16 protein-coding genes are annotated in these 16,898 nt (G+C 71.3%); all 16 read right to left on the bottom strand.

Features of this window, described 5'->3' with window-relative positions:
- Positions 1-2: 2 nt before the first annotated feature.
- A complete protein-coding gene (gene ispG / locus ACFYW5_RS23825) occupies positions 3-1,160 on the bottom strand; it encodes a flavodoxin-dependent (E)-4-hydroxy-3-methylbut-2-enyl-diphosphate synthase (protein WP_389419079.1) in 1,158 nt (385 codons plus the stop codon).
- 4 nt (positions 1,161-1,164) lie between these two features.
- Complete coding sequence (gene hpnH, locus ACFYW5_RS23830; protein WP_389419080.1) at positions 1,165-2,187, bottom strand: adenosyl-hopene transferase HpnH; 1,023 nt, start codon at positions 2,185-2,187, stop codon at positions 1,165-1,167.
- Between the two features lie 5 nt (positions 2,188-2,192).
- The gene (locus ACFYW5_RS23835; RefSeq protein WP_389419081.1) at positions 2,193-2,834 is read right to left on the bottom strand and encodes a 1-hydroxy-2-methyl-2-butenyl 4-diphosphate reductase; all 642 of its coding nucleotides are present in this window, start codon (positions 2,832-2,834) and stop codon (positions 2,193-2,195) included.
- Entirely contained in the window at positions 2,834-4,825 is a 1,992-nt protein-coding gene (shc, locus tag ACFYW5_RS23840; RefSeq protein WP_389419082.1) for a squalene--hopene cyclase, read from the bottom strand. The genes ACFYW5_RS23835 and shc overlap by 1 nt, the downstream gene beginning before the upstream one ends.
- 117 nt (positions 4,826-4,942) lie before the next feature.
- Positions 4,943-6,070, bottom strand: a complete 1,128-nt coding sequence (locus ACFYW5_RS23845; RefSeq protein ID WP_389419083.1) for a polyprenyl synthetase family protein — start codon at positions 6,068-6,070, stop codon at positions 4,943-4,945.
- Positions 6,070-7,464 carry a hydroxysqualene dehydroxylase HpnE gene (gene hpnE, locus ACFYW5_RS23850; RefSeq protein WP_389419084.1) on the bottom strand — a complete coding sequence of 465 codons (1,395 nt, stop codon included), beginning with the start codon at positions 7,462-7,464 and terminating at the stop codon, positions 6,070-6,072. Before hpnE ends, ACFYW5_RS23845 begins: the two co-directional genes overlap by 1 nt.
- Complete coding sequence (locus tag ACFYW5_RS23855) at positions 7,461-7,601, bottom strand: DUF6380 family protein (RefSeq protein ID WP_389419085.1); 141 nt, start codon at positions 7,599-7,601, stop codon at positions 7,461-7,463. The genes hpnE and ACFYW5_RS23855 overlap by 4 nt, the downstream gene beginning before the upstream one ends.
- Positions 7,601-8,551, bottom strand: coding sequence for a presqualene diphosphate synthase HpnD (gene hpnD, locus ACFYW5_RS23860; RefSeq protein ID WP_389419086.1), 951 nt, complete (start codon positions 8,549-8,551; stop codon positions 7,601-7,603). The genes ACFYW5_RS23855 and hpnD overlap by 1 nt, the downstream gene beginning before the upstream one ends.
- Positions 8,548-9,435 carry a squalene synthase HpnC gene (gene hpnC, locus ACFYW5_RS23865; RefSeq protein WP_389419087.1) on the bottom strand — a complete coding sequence of 296 codons (888 nt, stop codon included), beginning with the start codon at positions 9,433-9,435 and terminating at the stop codon, positions 8,548-8,550. Before hpnC ends, hpnD begins: the two co-directional genes overlap by 4 nt.
- A gap of 401 nt (positions 9,436-9,836) precedes the next feature.
- Complete coding sequence (locus tag ACFYW5_RS23870) at positions 9,837-10,613, bottom strand: ABC transporter ATP-binding protein (RefSeq protein WP_389419088.1); 777 nt, start codon at positions 10,611-10,613, stop codon at positions 9,837-9,839.
- Positions 10,606-11,535, bottom strand: a complete 930-nt coding sequence (locus ACFYW5_RS23875; RefSeq protein ID WP_389419089.1) for an ABC transporter permease — start codon at positions 11,533-11,535, stop codon at positions 10,606-10,608. Before ACFYW5_RS23875 ends, ACFYW5_RS23870 begins: the two co-directional genes overlap by 8 nt.
- Positions 11,536-11,631: 96 nt before the next feature.
- Positions 11,632-12,504 (bottom strand): glycosyltransferase family 2 protein, encoded by an 873-nt coding sequence (locus ACFYW5_RS23880; RefSeq protein ID WP_389419220.1) that lies wholly within the window; start codon positions 12,502-12,504, stop codon positions 11,632-11,634.
- Positions 12,505-12,512: 8 nt separating this feature from the next.
- The gene (locus tag ACFYW5_RS23885) at positions 12,513-13,292 is read right to left on the bottom strand and encodes a CDP-alcohol phosphatidyltransferase family protein (protein ID WP_389419090.1); all 780 of its coding nucleotides are present in this window, start codon (positions 13,290-13,292) and stop codon (positions 12,513-12,515) included.
- On the bottom strand, positions 13,270-14,331 hold the full coding sequence (locus ACFYW5_RS23890; RefSeq protein WP_389419091.1) for an iron-containing alcohol dehydrogenase family protein: 1,062 nt from the start codon (positions 14,329-14,331) through the stop codon (positions 13,270-13,272). Before ACFYW5_RS23890 ends, ACFYW5_RS23885 begins: the two co-directional genes overlap by 23 nt.
- A complete protein-coding gene (locus ACFYW5_RS23895) occupies positions 14,319-15,071 on the bottom strand; it encodes a sugar phosphate nucleotidyltransferase (protein WP_389419092.1) in 753 nt (250 codons plus the stop codon). The genes ACFYW5_RS23890 and ACFYW5_RS23895 overlap by 13 nt, the downstream gene beginning before the upstream one ends.
- Positions 15,068-16,834, bottom strand: a complete 1,767-nt coding sequence (locus tag ACFYW5_RS23900; protein WP_389419093.1) for a DUF5941 domain-containing protein — start codon at positions 16,832-16,834, stop codon at positions 15,068-15,070. Before ACFYW5_RS23900 ends, ACFYW5_RS23895 begins: the two co-directional genes overlap by 4 nt.
- Positions 16,835-16,898: the final 64 nt, after the last annotated feature.

The following is a 16,898-nucleotide window of genomic DNA, read 5'->3' on the forward strand; positions in this document are numbered from 1 at the left end:
GCTCAACTCACGGTGACGGCCGGCTCCCCCGACCCGACGCCGTCCTGCTCCATCCGCTCGGCGATCTTCATCGCCTCCTCGATGAGGGTCTCCACGATCCTCGACTCGGGCACGGTCCTGACGACCTCGCCCTTCACGAAGATCTGCCCCTTGCCGTTGCCGGAGGCGACCCCCAGGTCCGCCTCCCGCGCCTCGCCGGGACCGTTGACCACACATCCCATGACGGCCACCCGCAGCGGCACCTCCATGCCCTCCAGGCCCGCCGTCACCTCGTCGGCCAGCTTGTAGACGTCGACCTGGGCGCGCCCGCAGGAGGGGCACGAGACGATCTCCAGACGCCGCTGCCGCAGGCCCAGGGACTCCAGGATCTGGATGCCGACCTTGACCTCCTCGGCGGGCGGCGCCGACAGGGACACCCGGATCGTGTCGCCGATCCCCCGGCTGAGCAGCGCCCCGAAGGCCACCGCCGACTTGATCGTGCCCTGGAAGGCGGGACCGGCCTCCGTGACTCCCAGGTGCAGCGGGTGGTCGCACTGCTCGGCGAGCAGCTGATAGGCGCTGACCATCACCACGGGGTCGTTGTGCTTCACCGAGATCTTGATGTCCCGGAAGCCGTGCTCCTCGAACAGCGACGCTTCCCACAGGGCGCTCTCCACCAGCGCCTCGGGCGTGGCCTTCCCGTACTTCCGGAGCAGTCGCCGGTCCAGCGAGCCCGCGTTGACCCCGATCCGGATCGGCGTGCCGTGGTCGGCCGCGGCCCGCGCGATCTCCTTGACCTTGTCGTCGAACTGCTTGATGTTGCCGGGATTGACGCGTACGGCCGCACAGCCCGCCTCGATCGCGGCGAACACGTACTTGGGCTGGAAGTGGATGTCCGCGATCACCGGGATCTGCGACTTGCGCGCGATGGTCGCGAGGGCGTCCGCGTCGTCCTGCGTGGGGCAGGCGACGCGGACGATCTGGCAGCCGGACGCGGTGAGTTCGGCGATCTGCTGCAGGGTGGCGCCGATGTCGGACGTGCGGGTGGTGGTCATCGACTGCACCGACACCGGGGCCCCGCCCCCGACCGCCACCGGTCCGACCTGGATCCGTCGCGACCGTCGCCGCTCGGCGATCGGCCGGGCCGGTACCCCGGGAACACCCAAGGGGATGGCGGTCATCAGGTCACTCCCGGTTTCCGCTGACCGTCTCACGCATCGCGCGCAGCGACTCCTTCAGGGAGCCCATGGTGGCGAGGACGGCGGTGGGCTCGTAACCGCAGTGCGCCATGCAGTTGGCGCAACGCGGGTCCTTGCCGCGGCCGTACTTGTCCCAGTCGGTCTCCTCGACGAGTTCGCGGTACGTCGGCACATAGCCGTCGCTCATCAGGTAGCAGGGGCGCTGCCAGCCGAAGAGCGAGTAGTTCGGGATCGCCCACGCGGTGCACGGGAAGTCGACCTTGCCCTCCAGGAAGTCCAGGAAGAGCGGGGAGTGGTTGAGCCGCCACTTGCGCCGGTTGCCGCCCGCGAAGGCCTTCTTGAACAGTTCGCGGGTCTGCTCCACACCCAGGAAGTGCTCCTGGTCGGGGGCCTTCTCGTAGGCGTAGGCGGGCGAGATCATCATCTCGTCGACCTTCAGGTCGTCGTTGAGGAAGTCGAGGACCTCGATGATGGTCTGCGGGGTGTCGGTGTTGAAGAAGGTGGAGTTGGTGGTGACCCGGAAGCCGCGCCGCTTGGCCTCCTTGATCGCCTCCACCGCCTCGTCGAACACGCCCTCCTTCGCCACCGACTCGTCGTGGCGCTCGCGCAGGCCGTCGATGTGCACGGCGAAGGCGAAGTAGGGCGAGGGCTTGAACTTGTCCATCTTCTTGCGCAGCAGCAGGGCATTGGTGCACAGGAAGACGTATTTCCGCTTGGCCACCAACTGCCGCACGATCTCGTCGATCTGCGGGTGCATCAGGGGCTCACCGCCGGCGATCGACACCATCGGCGCGCCGGATTCGAGCACCGCGCCCACGGCCTGGGCGACCGGCATGCGCTGCTTGAGCACGCCCGCCGGATGCTGGATCTTGCCGCAACCCTCGCACTTGAGGTTGCACGCGTACAGCGGTTCCAGCTCCACGATGAGCGGGAACTTGTCGCGCTTGCGGAGCTTTTGTTCAGCCAAGTAAGTAGCGACCTTGATGGACTGACGCAGCGGCATGGCCATCTGGCTCACCTCCTGGGGAGCAGCAAAGAACGGTGCCATTCGAAGAAAGCGGGAAGGACCGACCTGAGAACACGGAAGGCAGATATTCCCCCGCGTACCGTGCCGATCCGGACCAGTTCATGTTCTGGAGCGTCCACGACCACCCGTACGGCCGCAACGGGGCGCTCGCCCGCGCGCACGGCGCTCAGGAGCGTCGCGGCCGACTCCATGTCGACCGCGATGGCGCCGGTCGCGCGCAGACCGGACCGTTCCTGACCACGGACCACATGATCGGAGCCGGTGAGCGGTCCGGTGTGCACGGTCCGTCCCGGCACCGCGCGGGTGAGTTCCTTGACCAGCAGTTCGGTCGCCACGCACACGGTGGTGCCGCGCGGATCCCGGGTCTCCTCGGCGACGACCAGGTCGCCGGGGTGCATCCCGGGGGCGAGCCCCGCGCAGAAGCCGGTGGCGAGCACGGCGGCCCCGGCCAGCGCCGGTTGCGCGAGGACCCGGGTGACGGACCGCTCGGCCGCCCGGGGTCCCATGCCGGTCCGCACCACGGTGACCGGCCCGCCGGCGCCACGCTGGTCGCCCGTGCGCAGCGCCAGGCGCTCGATGCCGAGCGCGCAGGCGATCAGCAGCGGGGCCGCGGCGGGCTGTGCGCTCATCAGCCCCCCTTGGCGTCGGCGAAGGGCTCCCCGTGCACGTACCGGCCGAGCGCGGTGAGCGGGAAGACCTGCCGGTAGAGGTGGTAGTTGATGGAGAAGTCCCAGGGGAACCCGGTGCCGGTGAAGTACGGCTCGTCCCAGGAGCCGTCCGCGCGCTGGGTGGCCGCGAGCCATGCCACCCCGCGCTCCACGGCCCGGGAGTCCCGCTCCCCCGCCGCCAGCAGCGCCATCAGTGCCCAAGCGGTCTGCGAGGGGGTGGAGACGCCCCGGCCGCTCCAGCCCTTGGCGTCCCGGTAGGAGCGCAGGTCCTCGCCCCAGCCGCCGTCGTCGTTCTGGACGGACTCCAGCCAGGCCACGGCCCGGCGGATCGCCGGGTGCGCGGTGGGGATCCCGGCGGCCGTGAGGGCGGGGACGACGGATCCGGTGCCGTAGACGTAGTTGACGCCCCAGCGTCCGAACCACGAGCCGTCCGCCTCCTGTTCGGCGAGCAGCCACTGGATGCCCCGCCGGGTGCGCGGGTCGTGGGCGAGGCCCTCCACGGCGAGCATCTCCACGACGTGCGCGGTGACATCGGCCGACGGCGGGTCGATGACCTCGCCGAAGTCGCAGAACGGCAACCGGTTGGGGAAGGGACTGGTGTTGTCGACGTCGAAGGCACCCCAGGCACCGTTCCTGGACTGCATCCCGAGGCTCCAGCGGACCCCGCGCCCGATCGCCTTCTCCACCCGCTCCGGGTCGTGGTGGCGGACCCGGCGCAGCGCGAGGACCACCTCGGCGGTGTCGTCGATGTCGGGGTAGTTGTCGTTGTGGAACTCGAACGCCCAGCCCCCGGGCGGCAGTTGGGGGCGCTTCACGGCCCAGTCACCGGGCCGGACGATCTCCTCGCCGAGCATCCAGTCGGCCGCCTTGACCAGTTGCGGATGGTCGGCGGGCAGCCCGGCGTCGGCGAGCGCGATGGTGGCGAGGCAGGTGTCCCAGACCGGGGACTGACAGGCCTCGATCATGCGGGCGCCGTCCTCGCGCCAGACGGCGAAACGGTCCAGCGAGGCGAGCCCCTCCCGGATCACCGGGTGCTGGAGGTCGTAGCCGAGCAGGTGCAGGGCGATGATCGAGTACACCGCGGGGGGCTGGATGCCGCCCCAGCAGCCGTCGTTCTCCTGGCGCTCGATGATCCAGCGGGCGGCGGTGTTCATCGCGGCCCGGCGCAGCCTGCGCGGGGCGATCCGGCGCAGCTGGTGCAGCGCCTTGTCGAGCCGTTGAAAGGCGCCGTCCCAACTCGCCGCCGGAGCAAGGGGCTTGGACGGGTTGGGGTTCGCCGGATCGGTGTGCAGTTCGTCCAGCGGGAAGGGCGCGGGGCGTACCGGCCGCTTGGCGGAGACGATCGTCAGCGGGACGATGGTCTGCCGGGCCCAGCAGCCGAAGTCGTAGATGTTGAGCGGCACCCAGGTCGGGAACCAGATCAGCTCGGGCGGGAGTTCGGGCAGGTCCTCCCACTTCCACCAGCCGAACAGGGCCAGCCAGATCCGGGTGAACACCCGGGCGGCGGCGATCCCGCCGCGGGCCCTGATCCAGGCCGACGCCTTCGCCATGTGGGGCGCGTCCGGCGCGTCGCCCGCCAGGCGCAGCGCGACATAGGCCTCGATGGTGGCGGAGAGGTCGCCGGGGCCGCCGTAGAAGGTGGCCCAGGTGCCGTCCTCGCGCTGCTCGCCGCGGATGAACAGGGCGGCGGCGTGGGCGGTGGACTCCTCCAGGATGCCCAGGAACTGACGGAGCAGCAGATCCTCGGCGTCCATGGTGACGTTCGTCTCGAGGTCGCCCTTCCACCAGCCCTCGGCGTCCTGCCGGGACAGCAGGAAGTCGGTGGCACGCCGCATGGCGTGCTCGGCGGCGTCGTGAACCCCCGCCGCCGCGGGGGTGATGCTGTCGGTTTCGCTGGCCGCGGCAGCGCGGGGCGGCAGGGCCCCGGTGCTTCCGTCGGTCGTCGCTGTCATGGCTTCCCCTTCGTGCAGTGTGCAAATGGTGCTCTGCTGTGGGTCCGCCGTCGGCCGGTGCGCGCTTGCTCGCGCCACCGGCCGGCGACTACGCGAGGGCTATTCGACCGATAGTGATCATCTCTTTCGTACGACGACGAAGTCGGCCAGCGCCGTGAACTGGGCCCGCACCCGGTCGGGCATGTCGACGGCGTCCAGGGCTTCGATGGCGACGGTGTGCTGACGGCGGGCCTCTTGCGCGGTCCACTCGCGGCCGCCCGCCTCCTCGATGAGCGCGGCGCGGGTGGCGAACTCCTCCTCGGAGAACGTCTCGAAGTCGCTGCTCTCGGCGTCGGCGGCGAGCAGCTCGGCGAGCTGCTCGGAGGCGGCGCCGCCCGCCGCGAGCGCGGCCACGACCGGAAGGGACTTCTTGCGCTGGCGCAGATCGCTCCAGGTCTGCTTGCCGGTGGAGACCGGGTCGCCCCAGATGCCGAGGAGGTCGTCGACGGCCTGGAAGGCGAGGCCGAGGTGGTAGCCGTACTTCTCCAGGGTGTCGGCGGTGCGGTCGTCCGCGCCGCCGAGCACCGCCCCGATGGAGCTGGCGCAGGCGAGCAGCGCGCCGGTCTTGTTGCCCTCCATCTCCAGGCACTCCTCGACGCTGACGCGGTCGCGGTGCTCGTAGGACATGTCCTGGGCCTGTCCGTCGATCAGCGCCCGGGTGGCGCTGGTCAGCCGGCGGGTGGCGCGGCCGGCCCGGACGGTGCCGAGCTCCAGGAGCAGCTCGTTGGCGAGGGCGAACAGGGCGTCGCCGACCAGGATGGCCTGGGCGGGGCCGTGCACCTTCCACACCGTGTCGCGGTGCCGGCGCTGCTCGTCGCCGTCCATCAGGTCGTCGTGCAGGAGCGAGAAGTTGTGCACCAGCTCGACGGCGACCGCGCCGGGGATGCCGACCTCGGGGGCGGCGCCGGTGACCTCGGCGGAGAGCACGGCGAGGGCGGGGCGCACGGCCTTGCCGCCGTCGCCGGCCGTGGGCCTGCCCTGGGCGTCGATCCAGCCGAAGTGGTAGGCGGAGACGGTGTCCATGGGAGGCGCCAGGCGGTCGATGGCCGCCCGCAGTACCGGTGTGGCCAGGGTCCGGCCGCGTTCCAGGAGCGCGGTCACGTCCACCGCCTCGGAAGCCGTCGAGGCCGGGGGCACAGGGGGCACAGTCTCTCCTCTTGTTGCGGTACCGGGGGTGCGGGGACCAGCCGCGCGCTGATGCAGCATCAGGCCGCCTCCTCGACTTCGAAGAGGTGGCGGGGGCGGGGCCGGCCCAAGGCGCTCAGCGCGGCGTCGGCCGCGCTCACACCGCTGCGGACCGCACTCTCCATGGTCGCGGGCCACCCTGTGGCGGTCCACGCTCCGGCCAGATAGAGGCCGGCGGCCTTGGTGCGGGTGCCGGGCCGCAGCCGCCCGACACCGGGGGTGGGGGCGAACGTCGCCGTGCGCTCCCGGGTCACGAAGAAGTCCTTCACCTCGGCGCCCCGGGCCAGTGGCAGCAGCCGGGCCAGCTCCGGCAGGTACTTCTCGCGCAGCTGGGCCACCGGCGCGTCGATCTCGTGGTGGGCGGCCGACTGCGACAGCGCGAGGTACTGCCCCTCGCGCAGACCGGAGGAGTCCGTCCGGTCGAACACCCACTGCACCGGAGTGCCGAGGGCGGCGAAGAAGGGGGCGCTCAGCACCGGGCGGTCGTAGACGACATGGACGTTCAGGATCGGCGCGGTGCCGATGTCGAGCAGCCGTCCGGGGTCGTCCAGGGCTCCCTCGGGCAGCAGGTCGTGGGCCTCGCTCTGCGGTACGGCGAGGACGACGGCGTCCGCCCGGAGCGTCGCGCCGGGCACCTCGACGCTCCAACGGCCGTCGCCGTCAGGGGAGATGGAGGTGACCCGGGTACGCGTCTGGGTGCGCACGCCCGCGGAGTCGAGTGCCTTGCGGGCCAGCCGGTCGTGCAGGTCGCCCAGCGGGACATGCGCCCATCCGATGTCGGCCGCGCCGGGGTCGGAGAGCAGACCGGTCTTGAACACCATCGCGGCGAGCCCCAGGGAGGCGTCCTCCGCGAACGCGTTGAGGGTGGCGATCCCGACCAGGTTCCACAGGGCCGTGACGGCCCGCGGGGACTGCCCGTGCGCGGCCAGCCAGGTGCCGAAGTTCTGCGCGTCCAGGGCCGGATCAGCGAGGTCGAGCGACATCAGCGCGAGCGCGGCACGCCCGACGGCGGCGCGCTCGGCGAGGGAGAGGTGCGGGTAGGTGGCGAGGCTGCGCCCCAGGTGCAGCGGTACGGGCAGCGGGTCGCGCCGGATCCGGCCGAGCCGCCGCCCCTCGGGCTTGGCCAGGTCGAGTACGGGCACGTCGAGACGATCCTGCAACGGCGCCAGCGCGGTGCCCTCGATCCGGTCGAGGAACCAGCGGTAGGCGGTGCAGCAGCGCAGGTAGACATGCTGGCCGTTGTCGACGGTGAGGTCGCCGCGCTGGAAGGAGAAGGCGAGTCCGCCGAGGCGGGGCCGCCCCTCCAGAAGCGTCACGCGGACCCCCGCGTCGGCGAGCGCCAGCGCCGCGGTGATGCCGGCGAGGCCGCCGCCGACCACGACGGCATGGCCTTTGGTCGTGATGCCGTCGGTCATCGTGTGCCCTCCCCCGAACGGCCGCCGCGGTGCTTCAACGGTGCACGGCCGGCCGTCTCAGTCAGGGACGCCGCCGCGCCACGGAGGGTTGCCTGCCACTTGTCGCCGGTGGCTTCGCCTCGGACCGGTTCGTCCATCAGGCCCGCCTCCTGTTCGGCCGCCGCGTCACATGCCGGGTGTCGAGACCGGAAAGGCCGCGCACGGCCACGTACGCCTTCTCCCGTCCGGGCAGGGAGACGCGCCCGCGCAGCACCGCCTCCGGCTCGCGCTCGATGCGGTCCAGCAGGCGGCGGTAGATGCCGGCCATGGCGGCGACGCAGGCGCCGCTGCGCCGGTCGAGCATCGGCAGCAGCCGGTAGCCCTCGGCGAAAAGGGCGCGGGCCCTGCGCACTTCGAAGTGCACGAGGCCCGCGAAGTCCGCGCCCTCCGGCACGGCCGGCCCGGCGAACCCGGCCGAGCAGCCGAATTTCGCGAGGTCGTCGGCGGGCAGGTAGGTACGGCCGCCCTCCGCGTCCTCGCGCACGTCTCTCAGGATGTTGGTGAGCTGCAGCGCGAGCCCGAGCGTGTCCGCGTACTCCGGCGCGCGCTCGGCGCCGCGCGCCCCGGGCTCGGTGCCGAACACACCGAGCGAGAGCCGCCCGATGGCGCCCGCCACACAGCGGCAGTACACCTTCAGGTCGTCCCAGGTCTCGTACGTCTCGCCGCGTACGTCCATCAGCACGCCGTCGATCAGCTCGTCCAGGCCGTCGAGGGGGATCGGGAAGACCTCGGCGGCATGGGCGAGGGCGACCGCGACCGGGTCGGTGTCGTCCTCGTCGACCGCGCCGTCGCGCACCCGGGTGAGCAGCGCCCGGGTGTCCTCCAGTCTGGCGACCTTGACCCCGTGGGCCAGAGCGCCGTCGCCGATGTCGTCGACACGGCGCGAGAACGCGTACAGCGCCGACATCGCGCGCCGCTTCGGCGTCGGCAGCAGCCGGATGCCGTACGCGAAGTTGCGTGCCTGCTGTCCGGTGACGGCCTCGCAGTAGCTGTAGGCGGCGAGTACCGGTGCGGACGCGTGTGGTGCGAACTCCACAGTCCGGATCACCCCTCTCCTCGCAGAGTCACGCCCACCTCGCGCAGCAGCTGGATCTTGCCGGGCTTGGGCGGGCCGGGAAGTACGTCGAAATCGGCGGCGGCGATCGCGTGGATCGCCGCCCTTCCCCCCGCCACGAACCCTGCGAGCAGCAGTCTCAGCCTGCCGTGGACGCTACCCACCAGGGGGGCGCCTTCATTCAGGAGCTCGCGGGCGCGTTGGGCCTCGAAGGCGATCAGTGCGCGCACCGATGCCCCCGCTGTGGTCTTGGCGAGATCCGCCTCCTGGACGTGAAAGCGCTTCATGTCCGCGGCGGGCAGGTAGACGCGGTCGCGGCCGAGGTCCTCGGCGACGTCCTGGAGGTGCTCGACGATCTGCAGGGCGGTGCAGATCGCGTCGGAGCGGCGGATCCGCTCGGGGGTGGCGGTGCCGGTCACGCCGAGGACGAGATGTCCGACGGGGTTGGCGGACAGCGCGCAGTAGGCGAGCAGGTCGTCGTAGCTCTCGTAGCGGCTGACCAGCTGGTCCTGGCGGTTGGCCGCGATCAGGGCGAGGAACGGCTCGGGGGTCAGCGAGCAGCGGCGGACCGTGGGCTGCAGGCGGCGCAGCAGGGGGTGCCGGGGCGTGGCGTCGAACACGCGTCGCAGGTCGGCCTCGAAGGCGTCCAGCATCAGCAGCCGGTCGTCGGCGTCCGTGGCCGGCACGCCGAGCAGCCGCGCGTCGGCGCCGCCGGGGGCCAGATCGCCGTCGCCGATGTCGTCGACGAGGCGGGCGAAGCCGTAGACGGCCATGAGGTCGGTGCGCCAGGCCCGGGGCAGGAAGAAGGGGGCCACGGGGAAGTTCTCGTGCGCGGCCTTGTCGAGCGTGCCGCGCTCCGCCTCACCGGCCGGCGGCATGCCGGTTCCCGTCACCGCGGGCTGCCCGGGGCGGGGACGGCACATGGTGCGTTGCGCAGGGGAGTTTCCGTAGCCATTGCCGTCACATCTCCCGTTCTACACCGCCGACCCAATACACACTATTTCGGACACGCCGCCCAGCGGTCCGCGCGGCCTCCCCGTAGAGGGTGAGGGGCATTATCGCCCCACTTGCCGCGATTGGGGACCGGTACAGCTTACGTTGTACAACGCACGGCGGTTCGCCGGGGTGTCCTGCGCATCACAAGAACACACCGATTGGTCCCAAGATTCCTGAGAACGACCGAAGTTGACGTTTCCTTTGCAGACGCGGAGCCCCGCCGGACGGGTTCCGGCGGGGCGACGGGAAGCGGGCTCGGCCGGGTGCGCCGGTGCGGGGTGGACTACTTGCCCGTGAACTTCTCGTACTCCTTGAGGACCTCGTCGGTCGGGCCGTCCATGCGCAGCTCGCCGCGCTCCAGCCACAGCACCCGGTCGCAGGTGTCACGGATCGACTTGTTGTTGTGGCTGACCAGGAACACCGTGCCGGCCTCCTTGCGCAGCTCCCGGATGCGCTGCTCGGAGCGCTTCTGGAACTTGCGGTCGCCGGTGGCCAGGGCCTCGTCGATCATCAGGACGTCATGGTCCTTGGCGGCGGCGATGGAGAACCGCAGCCGGGCCGCCATGCCCGAGGAGTAGGTGCGCATCGGCAGGGTGATGAAGTCGCCCTTCTCGTTGATGCCCGAGAAGTCGACGATCTGCTGGTAGCGCTCCTTGATCTCCTCGCGGGACATGCCCATGGCGAGACCGCCCAGGATGACGTTCCGCTCGCCGGTCAGGTCGTTCATCAGGGCCGCGTTCACCCCCAGCAGCGAGGGCTGGCCGTCGGTGAAGACCTTGCCCCGCTCCGCCGGGAGCAGCCCCGCGATGGCCCGCAGCAGGGTCGACTTGCCGGAGCCGTTGGAGCCGATCAGACCGATGGCCTCGCCGCGGTAGGCGACGAAGGACACGCCCTTGACGGCGTGCACCGTGCGCACCCCCCGCTGCGTGTCGTCGGAGCCTCGCCTGAGGATCCGGCTGAGCGCGGCGGGGGCGCTGCCCTTGCCCGCCTTGGCGCCGTTGACGCGGTAGACGATGTGCAGCTCGTCGGCGATGACGGTGGGAACCCGGGTGTCAGCCACGGCCGTACCTCTCCTCCGCCTTCCAGAAGTACACGAAGCCGCCGACCGCGCAGAGCAGGGCCCAGCCGCCCGCGACCGCCCAGACGTGGTTCGGCAGGTTCTCCGAGCCGTAGCCGTCGATCAGCGCGAAGCGCATCAGGTCCATGTAGATGGCGGCCGGGTTCCACTGCAGGACGTCCGCGATCCACTGCGGCTTGTCGGCGAGCATGATCGGGATCGAGTACATGACGCCGGAGGCGTACATCCAGGTACGCATCACGAACGGCATCAGCTGCGCCAGGTCCGGGGTCTTGGCGCCGGCCCGGGCCATGATCAGGGCCAGACCGGTGTTGAACAGGAACTGCAGCGCCAGCACCGGAACCATCAGCAGCCAGGACACGTCCGGGTAGCTGCCGAACGCACACGTCACCGCGACCAGCACGACCATCGACGCAAGCAGCTGCTGGAGCTGCTGGAGCGAGAAGGACACCGGCAGCGAGGCGCGCGGGAAATGCAGCGCGCGCACCAGGCCGAGGTTGCCGGAGATCGCGCGGACGCCCGCCATCACCGAACTCTGCGTGAAGGTGAAGACGAAGACGCCGGTGACCAGGAACGGGATGTACACCTCACGGGACATGCCCCGGTCGGCCTCCAGGATGACGCCGAAGATGAAGAAGTACACGGCCGCGTTCAGCAGCGGGGTCACCACTTGCCAGAGCTGGCCGAGCTTGGCCTGGCTGTACTGGGCGGTCAGCTTCGCCCGCGAGAAGGCGAGGATGAAGTGCCGCCGGTCCCAGAGCTGGCGGACGTACTCGAGGAGCGAGGGGCGGGCGCCGCTCACGCTCAGCCCGTACTTGGCGGCCAGCTCGGCCGCCGTGAGGCCCTCGTCGGGCGACGGCGGCGCGGTCACCGCGACCTGTCCGTCGTGCGTTGTCTCACTCACTGGTGGAAACTTTCGTCTTCGAGATGCGCAGCCTGTGCGGGCTTGCCGTGAGCCTGAGGCCGGGGTGCGGACCTCCTGTGCTGTCAGTGAAGCTTGTCAGACGACAGGAGGACGGCCCAGCCGGGTCAGCCGCCACACCGTACGCCACTTCATGGGCCGACGGGGGCCGCACGGGCTCGTCCAGCCTTCCCGGAATCCGCCGAACCATGCCTTGAGCGCGGGCCGCGAGGGGCGGCGTATCAGGGTCAGCAGCATCCATACGCCCAGGTAGACGGGGACGAGGAGCGCGGGGAGGTTGCGGCGGGCGAGCCAGACCCGGTTGCGGGCGACCATGCGGTGGTAGACCGCGTGCCGGGAGGGGGCGGTCGTGGGGTGGTACAGCACCATGTCGGACCGGTAGTCGATCGACCAGCCCGCGTCGAGGGCCCGCCATGCCAGGTCGGTTTCCTCGTGCGCGTAGAAGAATTCGTCCGGCAGGCCGCCGACTTCGGCGAAGACCTGGGTGCGGACGGCGTTGGCGCCGCCGAGGAAGGTGGTGACCCGGGAGGAGCGCATCGGGTCGGCGGCGCGCAGCCGGGGGACGTGGCGGCGCTGGGTGACGCCCGTGTCCGGGTCGGCGATGCGGAAGCTGATGATGCCGAGCCGGGGGTCCGCGGCGAAGGCCCGGCGGCAGAGCTCGGCGGTGTCGTGCTGGGCGAGGAGCCCGTCGTCGTCGAGGAAGAGCAATATGTCGACGTCGCGGCCGCTGGGGCCGAAGGCCTCGATGCCGACGTTGCGGCCGCCGGGGATGCCCAGGTTCTCCTGCAGCTCGATGGTGCGGACGCCGTCGGGCACGTCCGGGACCGGCGAGCCGTTGCCGACCACGACCACCTCGACGCGGTCGCCGTCCTGCTTGGCGATCGAGTCGAGGAGGGCGCGCAGTTCGTCGGGGCGGTTGCCCATGGTGATGACGACCGCCCCGACCTTCATCGGGGCACTCACTTCAGCCTGCTCGACGCGAGGATGGACACCAGGTGCAGCAGGGTCTGCACCAGCGCGATGCCGGCGAGCACGGCGACACCGAGCCGGGAGTAGAACAGGTCGCCGCGCAGCTGGTCCACGATCGCCAGGACCAGGATCAGCAGGGACGCCTCGATGCCGAGGATCAGCCGGTGGAACTGCAGGGCGGCGGCGGCACTCCGGGCCAGCGCCATCCCGGAGGAGCGCATCTCGGCGGCGGACTCCTTGACCGGCGGCAGTCCGCCCTGGTGCCGGGCGACCCCGACCAGGTCGGTCTCCGCCTTGATCAGGATGGCGCCGAGCGCGGCCAGCGTGCCGAGGAAGGCCCACAGCCAGTCGATACGGCCGCTGCCCCACACGTCCGCGGCGCGCAGCCCGAAGCCGACGAGGACGGCGGCGTCGGTGAGGTAGGCGCCGACCCGGTCGAGGTAGACGCCGTTGAGCGAGTACTGCTTCTTCCAGCGGGCGATCTCGCCGTCGACGCAGTCCAGCAGCAGATACATCTGGACGCACACCACGCCCAGCAGGGCGCCCGTGATCCCCGGCACGAGCAGTGCCGGGGCCGCGAGCACACCGAAGACGGTCATCAGGTACGTGAGCTGGTTGGGCGTCACCCTGGTGTTGACCAGGTAGCGGTCGACCCGCAGGGACACCTCACGCATGTAGAGGCGTCCCATCCAGTGCTCACCGCTGCGCCGGTCCTTCACCCCCGCGGGGTGGACGACCGGACGGAGTTCAGCTACCGATGGCCTTGACATAGTCGGTGTACATGTCCTTGATCTGGTCGGTGGTCAGGTCGAGGTGTTCGAGGATCGTGAAGCGGCCGGGGCGGGTCTGCGGGGCGAACTCCACGGCCCGGACGAACTCGTCCGGGCTGAAGCCGATCTCCTCCGGCAGCACCGGGAGCCCGTGCCGGCGCAGCACCTCGGCCATGTGGGCCGACTCCTCATGGGCTCCGCGCAGGAACATCGCGAAGGCCGCGCCCAGTCCGCACTGTTCGCCGTGGGCGGCGGCGCGCCTGGGGTAGAGCAGGTCGAACGCGTGGTTGATCTCGTGGCAGGCGCCGGAGGACGGGCGGGAGTCGCCCGACACCGACATGGCGATGCCGCTGAGCACCAGCGCCTCGGCGAGCACCTGGAGGAAGGCGATGTCCTCGATGCCTCCCGGGTGCCGGAGCACCGCCTCGCCCGCCTGCCGGGCGATGGCCGCGGCCAGGCCGTCGATCTTCTCGCCCTTGACCCGGTGGGCCAGCTCCCAGTCCGCGATGGCGGAGATGTTGGAGACGGCGTCGCCGATGCCGGCCCGGACGAAGCGGGCCGGGGCCTCCCGGATGACGTCGAGGTCGATGACGACCGCGATCGGGTTGGGCACCCCGTAGGAGCCGCGGCCCGCGTCGTTGTCGAGGGTGGCGACCGGCGAGCACAGACCGTCGTGCGCGAGGTTCGTCGGTACGGCGACCAGCGGGAGGCCGACCCGTGCCGCGGCGAACTTGGCGCAGTCGATGATCTTGCCGCCGCCGAGGCCGACGACCGCGTCGTAGTGGCCGGCCTTTATGTCACCGGCCAGCCGGACCGCGTCGTCGAGGGTGCCGCCGCCGACCTCGTACCAGGTGGCACCGGGCAGGCTCGGCTCCAGCCGCTGACGCAGCCGGGCGCCGGAGCCGCCGCTGACGGCGACGGCGAGCTTGCCGGAGTGCGAGACGCGCTGGTCGGCGAGGACGCAGCCCAGGTCGTCGAGGGCACCCGGGCGGATGTCGACGACGACCGGTGAGGGGATCAGCCGGGTCAGTACTGGCACGCGATCTCCCGTCCGCGGGCGAGATCGTCGTGGTTGTCGATCTCCACCCACTGAACGTCGCCGATCGGCGCCGTGTCGATCGTGAAGCCGCGGTTCACGAGCTCCTGGTAGCCGTGCTCGTAGAACTGCTGCGGGTCGGTCTCCCAGACCGTCTTCAGGGCGTCGGCCAGCTCGGTGGCGGCGTCCCCCTCGATCAGGGTGACGCCGATGTACTCGCCGGTGGCCTCGGCCGGATCCATCAGCTTGGTGATCTTCGTGACGCCCTTGGCGGGGTCCACGACGACCTTCATCTCCTCGTCGGCGAGCGACTTCACGGTGTCGAGGGCGAGGATGATCTTCTTGCCGTCGCCGCGGGCGGCGAGCAGCGTCTTCTCGACGGAGACCGGGTGGACGGTGTCGCCGTTGGCGAGGATCACGCCGTCCTTGAGGGCGTCACGGCCGCACCACAGGGAGTAGGCGTTGTTCCACTCCTCGGCCTTGTCGTTGTCGATGAGGGTCAGCTTGAGGCCGTACTTCGCCTCCAGGGCCGCCTTGCGCGCGTAGACGGCCTCCTTGCGGTAGCCGACGATGATCGCGACCTCGGTCAGCCCGATCTCGGCGAAGTTGCCGAGGGTGAGGTCGAGAACCGTGGGTTCGCCTGCTATGCCCGCGGGGCCCACCGGCACCAGAGCCTTGGGAAGGCTGTCGGTGTAGGGGCGCAGACGCCGTCCGGCGCCGGCCGCCAGCACGAGGCCGATCATGCGGGTTCTCCTTCATCGTGTACGGCAGGGGCTCCAGCGGAGACCCAGAAGCGGATGCTCTCCACGAGCACCACGAGCGCGATGACCACGGCCACAGCCGTGAGCGCGACCGGGAACTGCGAGGCGGTGAGCACCGCGGCAAGGACGGTGACGAGCAGCGTGCGTCCTTCGTGCCCCCCGATGGCGCGCACCAGCCAGGCCGGGGGCGCTCCGGCGTTGCCGCGGATGCGGTACACCGTGTCGTAGTGATGGTAGGCGACGGCGGCCACCAGACCGAAAGCCGCAGGAAGGGCTCCGTTCACCTCCGCCCGGCCCGCGAGAATCAGGACGGTGCCGTACTCGGCGGCGCGGAAGACCGGGGGGACCAGCCAGTCGAGGGCGCCCTTGAGGGGGCGGCCGACGGCGACGGCGGAGCAGGCGACGTAGCCGACGGCGCCCAGGACGGTCTGCCAGCCCGCCCCCCAGACGAGGGCGCAGCCCGTCACCAGCACGGCGCCGGTCAGGGCCGCCACCACCGCGTTGAGCGACAGCCTGGCAGGCAGCAGTTCGGTCAGCGGCCCGTTGTCCGCCAGGTCGTCCAGCGCCTGGGCGGCCCGGTCCGTGCGGACGGCCTTGCGGGTCAGGGAGCGCAGCACGCGGCCCGCCGTGGTGTAGGCCGCCGCGAAGGCGCACCCGATGAGCAGGGCGTAGAAGGTGATCCGGGGGGTGGTGAGCGCGGTCAGGACGGCGATCATCGCCCAGCGCTCGCCGATGGGGAGCACGATCATGCGGCGGACCCAGACCGTCCAGCCGACGCTGTCGAGCTTGTCGGAGAGGGCGGCTGTGGGGCTGGTGTTGGCGGTGGCATCGTGGTTCGCCTCGTTGAAGGAGAAGTCCACAACGTGCCGGCAGGTCTGCAGGACCATCGCGCCGAGGGCGAGCGCCCATACGTCGTCGCCGCCCCGGGCCGCTCCGAGCGCGAGGCCGGCGTAGTAGGCGTACTCCTTGGCCCGGTCGAAGGTGGCGTCCAGCCAGGCGCCGAGGGTGGAGTACTGCAGGGAGTAGCGGGCGAGCTGGCCGTCGGTGCAGTCCAGCACGAAGGAGAGGAGCAGCAGCACGCCGGCCGCGACGAAGCCGCCGCGGGTGCCGGTGGCCGCGCAGGCCGCGGCTATGAGCGCGGTGAGCAGGGACGCGGTGGTGACCTGGTTCGGGGTCAGGCCCCGGCGGGCGCACCAGCGCGCGAGGTAGCGCGAGTAGGGGCTGACGCAGAAGGTGGTGAAGAAGCCGTCGCGGGCCTTCACGGCCGACTTCAGGCGTACGGCCTCGTCGTCGACGGCGGCGACGGCCTGCCGTGCCTCGTTGCGGGCCTGGGGGTCGGCGGGGACCTGCGCGACGAGGCTGCCCAGCTCGGGGCGGTGCACGGGGGCGTCGACCGCCTCGGTGAGCCGGTCGGCGAGGCTGTCCACGAGGGTGGTGCCGGTCGCGGAGTTCTCCCGGGCCAGCGCCCGGGTCAGGGCCTGGCGGGCGGCGGGCTGGGCCGTCAGGGCGCCCGGGATCGCCGCGAGCGGGAAGCGGGGGTCGGTCAGGCCGAGGCGCAGCGCGTGCACATGGCCGACGAAGCGGGCGTCGACCACGGCGACCCGTTCCCGGCTCGGCACCTGGGCCAGCAGTGTCTCGGCCTCCGCGGCGTCGGCGGCGGTCCGGACGTCGAAGCCGAGGGAGCGCAGGTCGCCCTCGATCGGCGATCCGGGGACCGGCTGGCCGGTGAGGATGGCGGTCGACAACCGAACTCACTCCCTGGGTGCCGACGCGCGGGCGCCGGTCATTGACACGGTGGGGCGCCCCTGG

This window comes from Streptomyces sp. NPDC002779, from assembly GCF_042888685.1.
Taxonomy (GTDB): Bacteria; Actinomycetota; Actinomycetes; order Streptomycetales; family Streptomycetaceae; genus Streptomyces.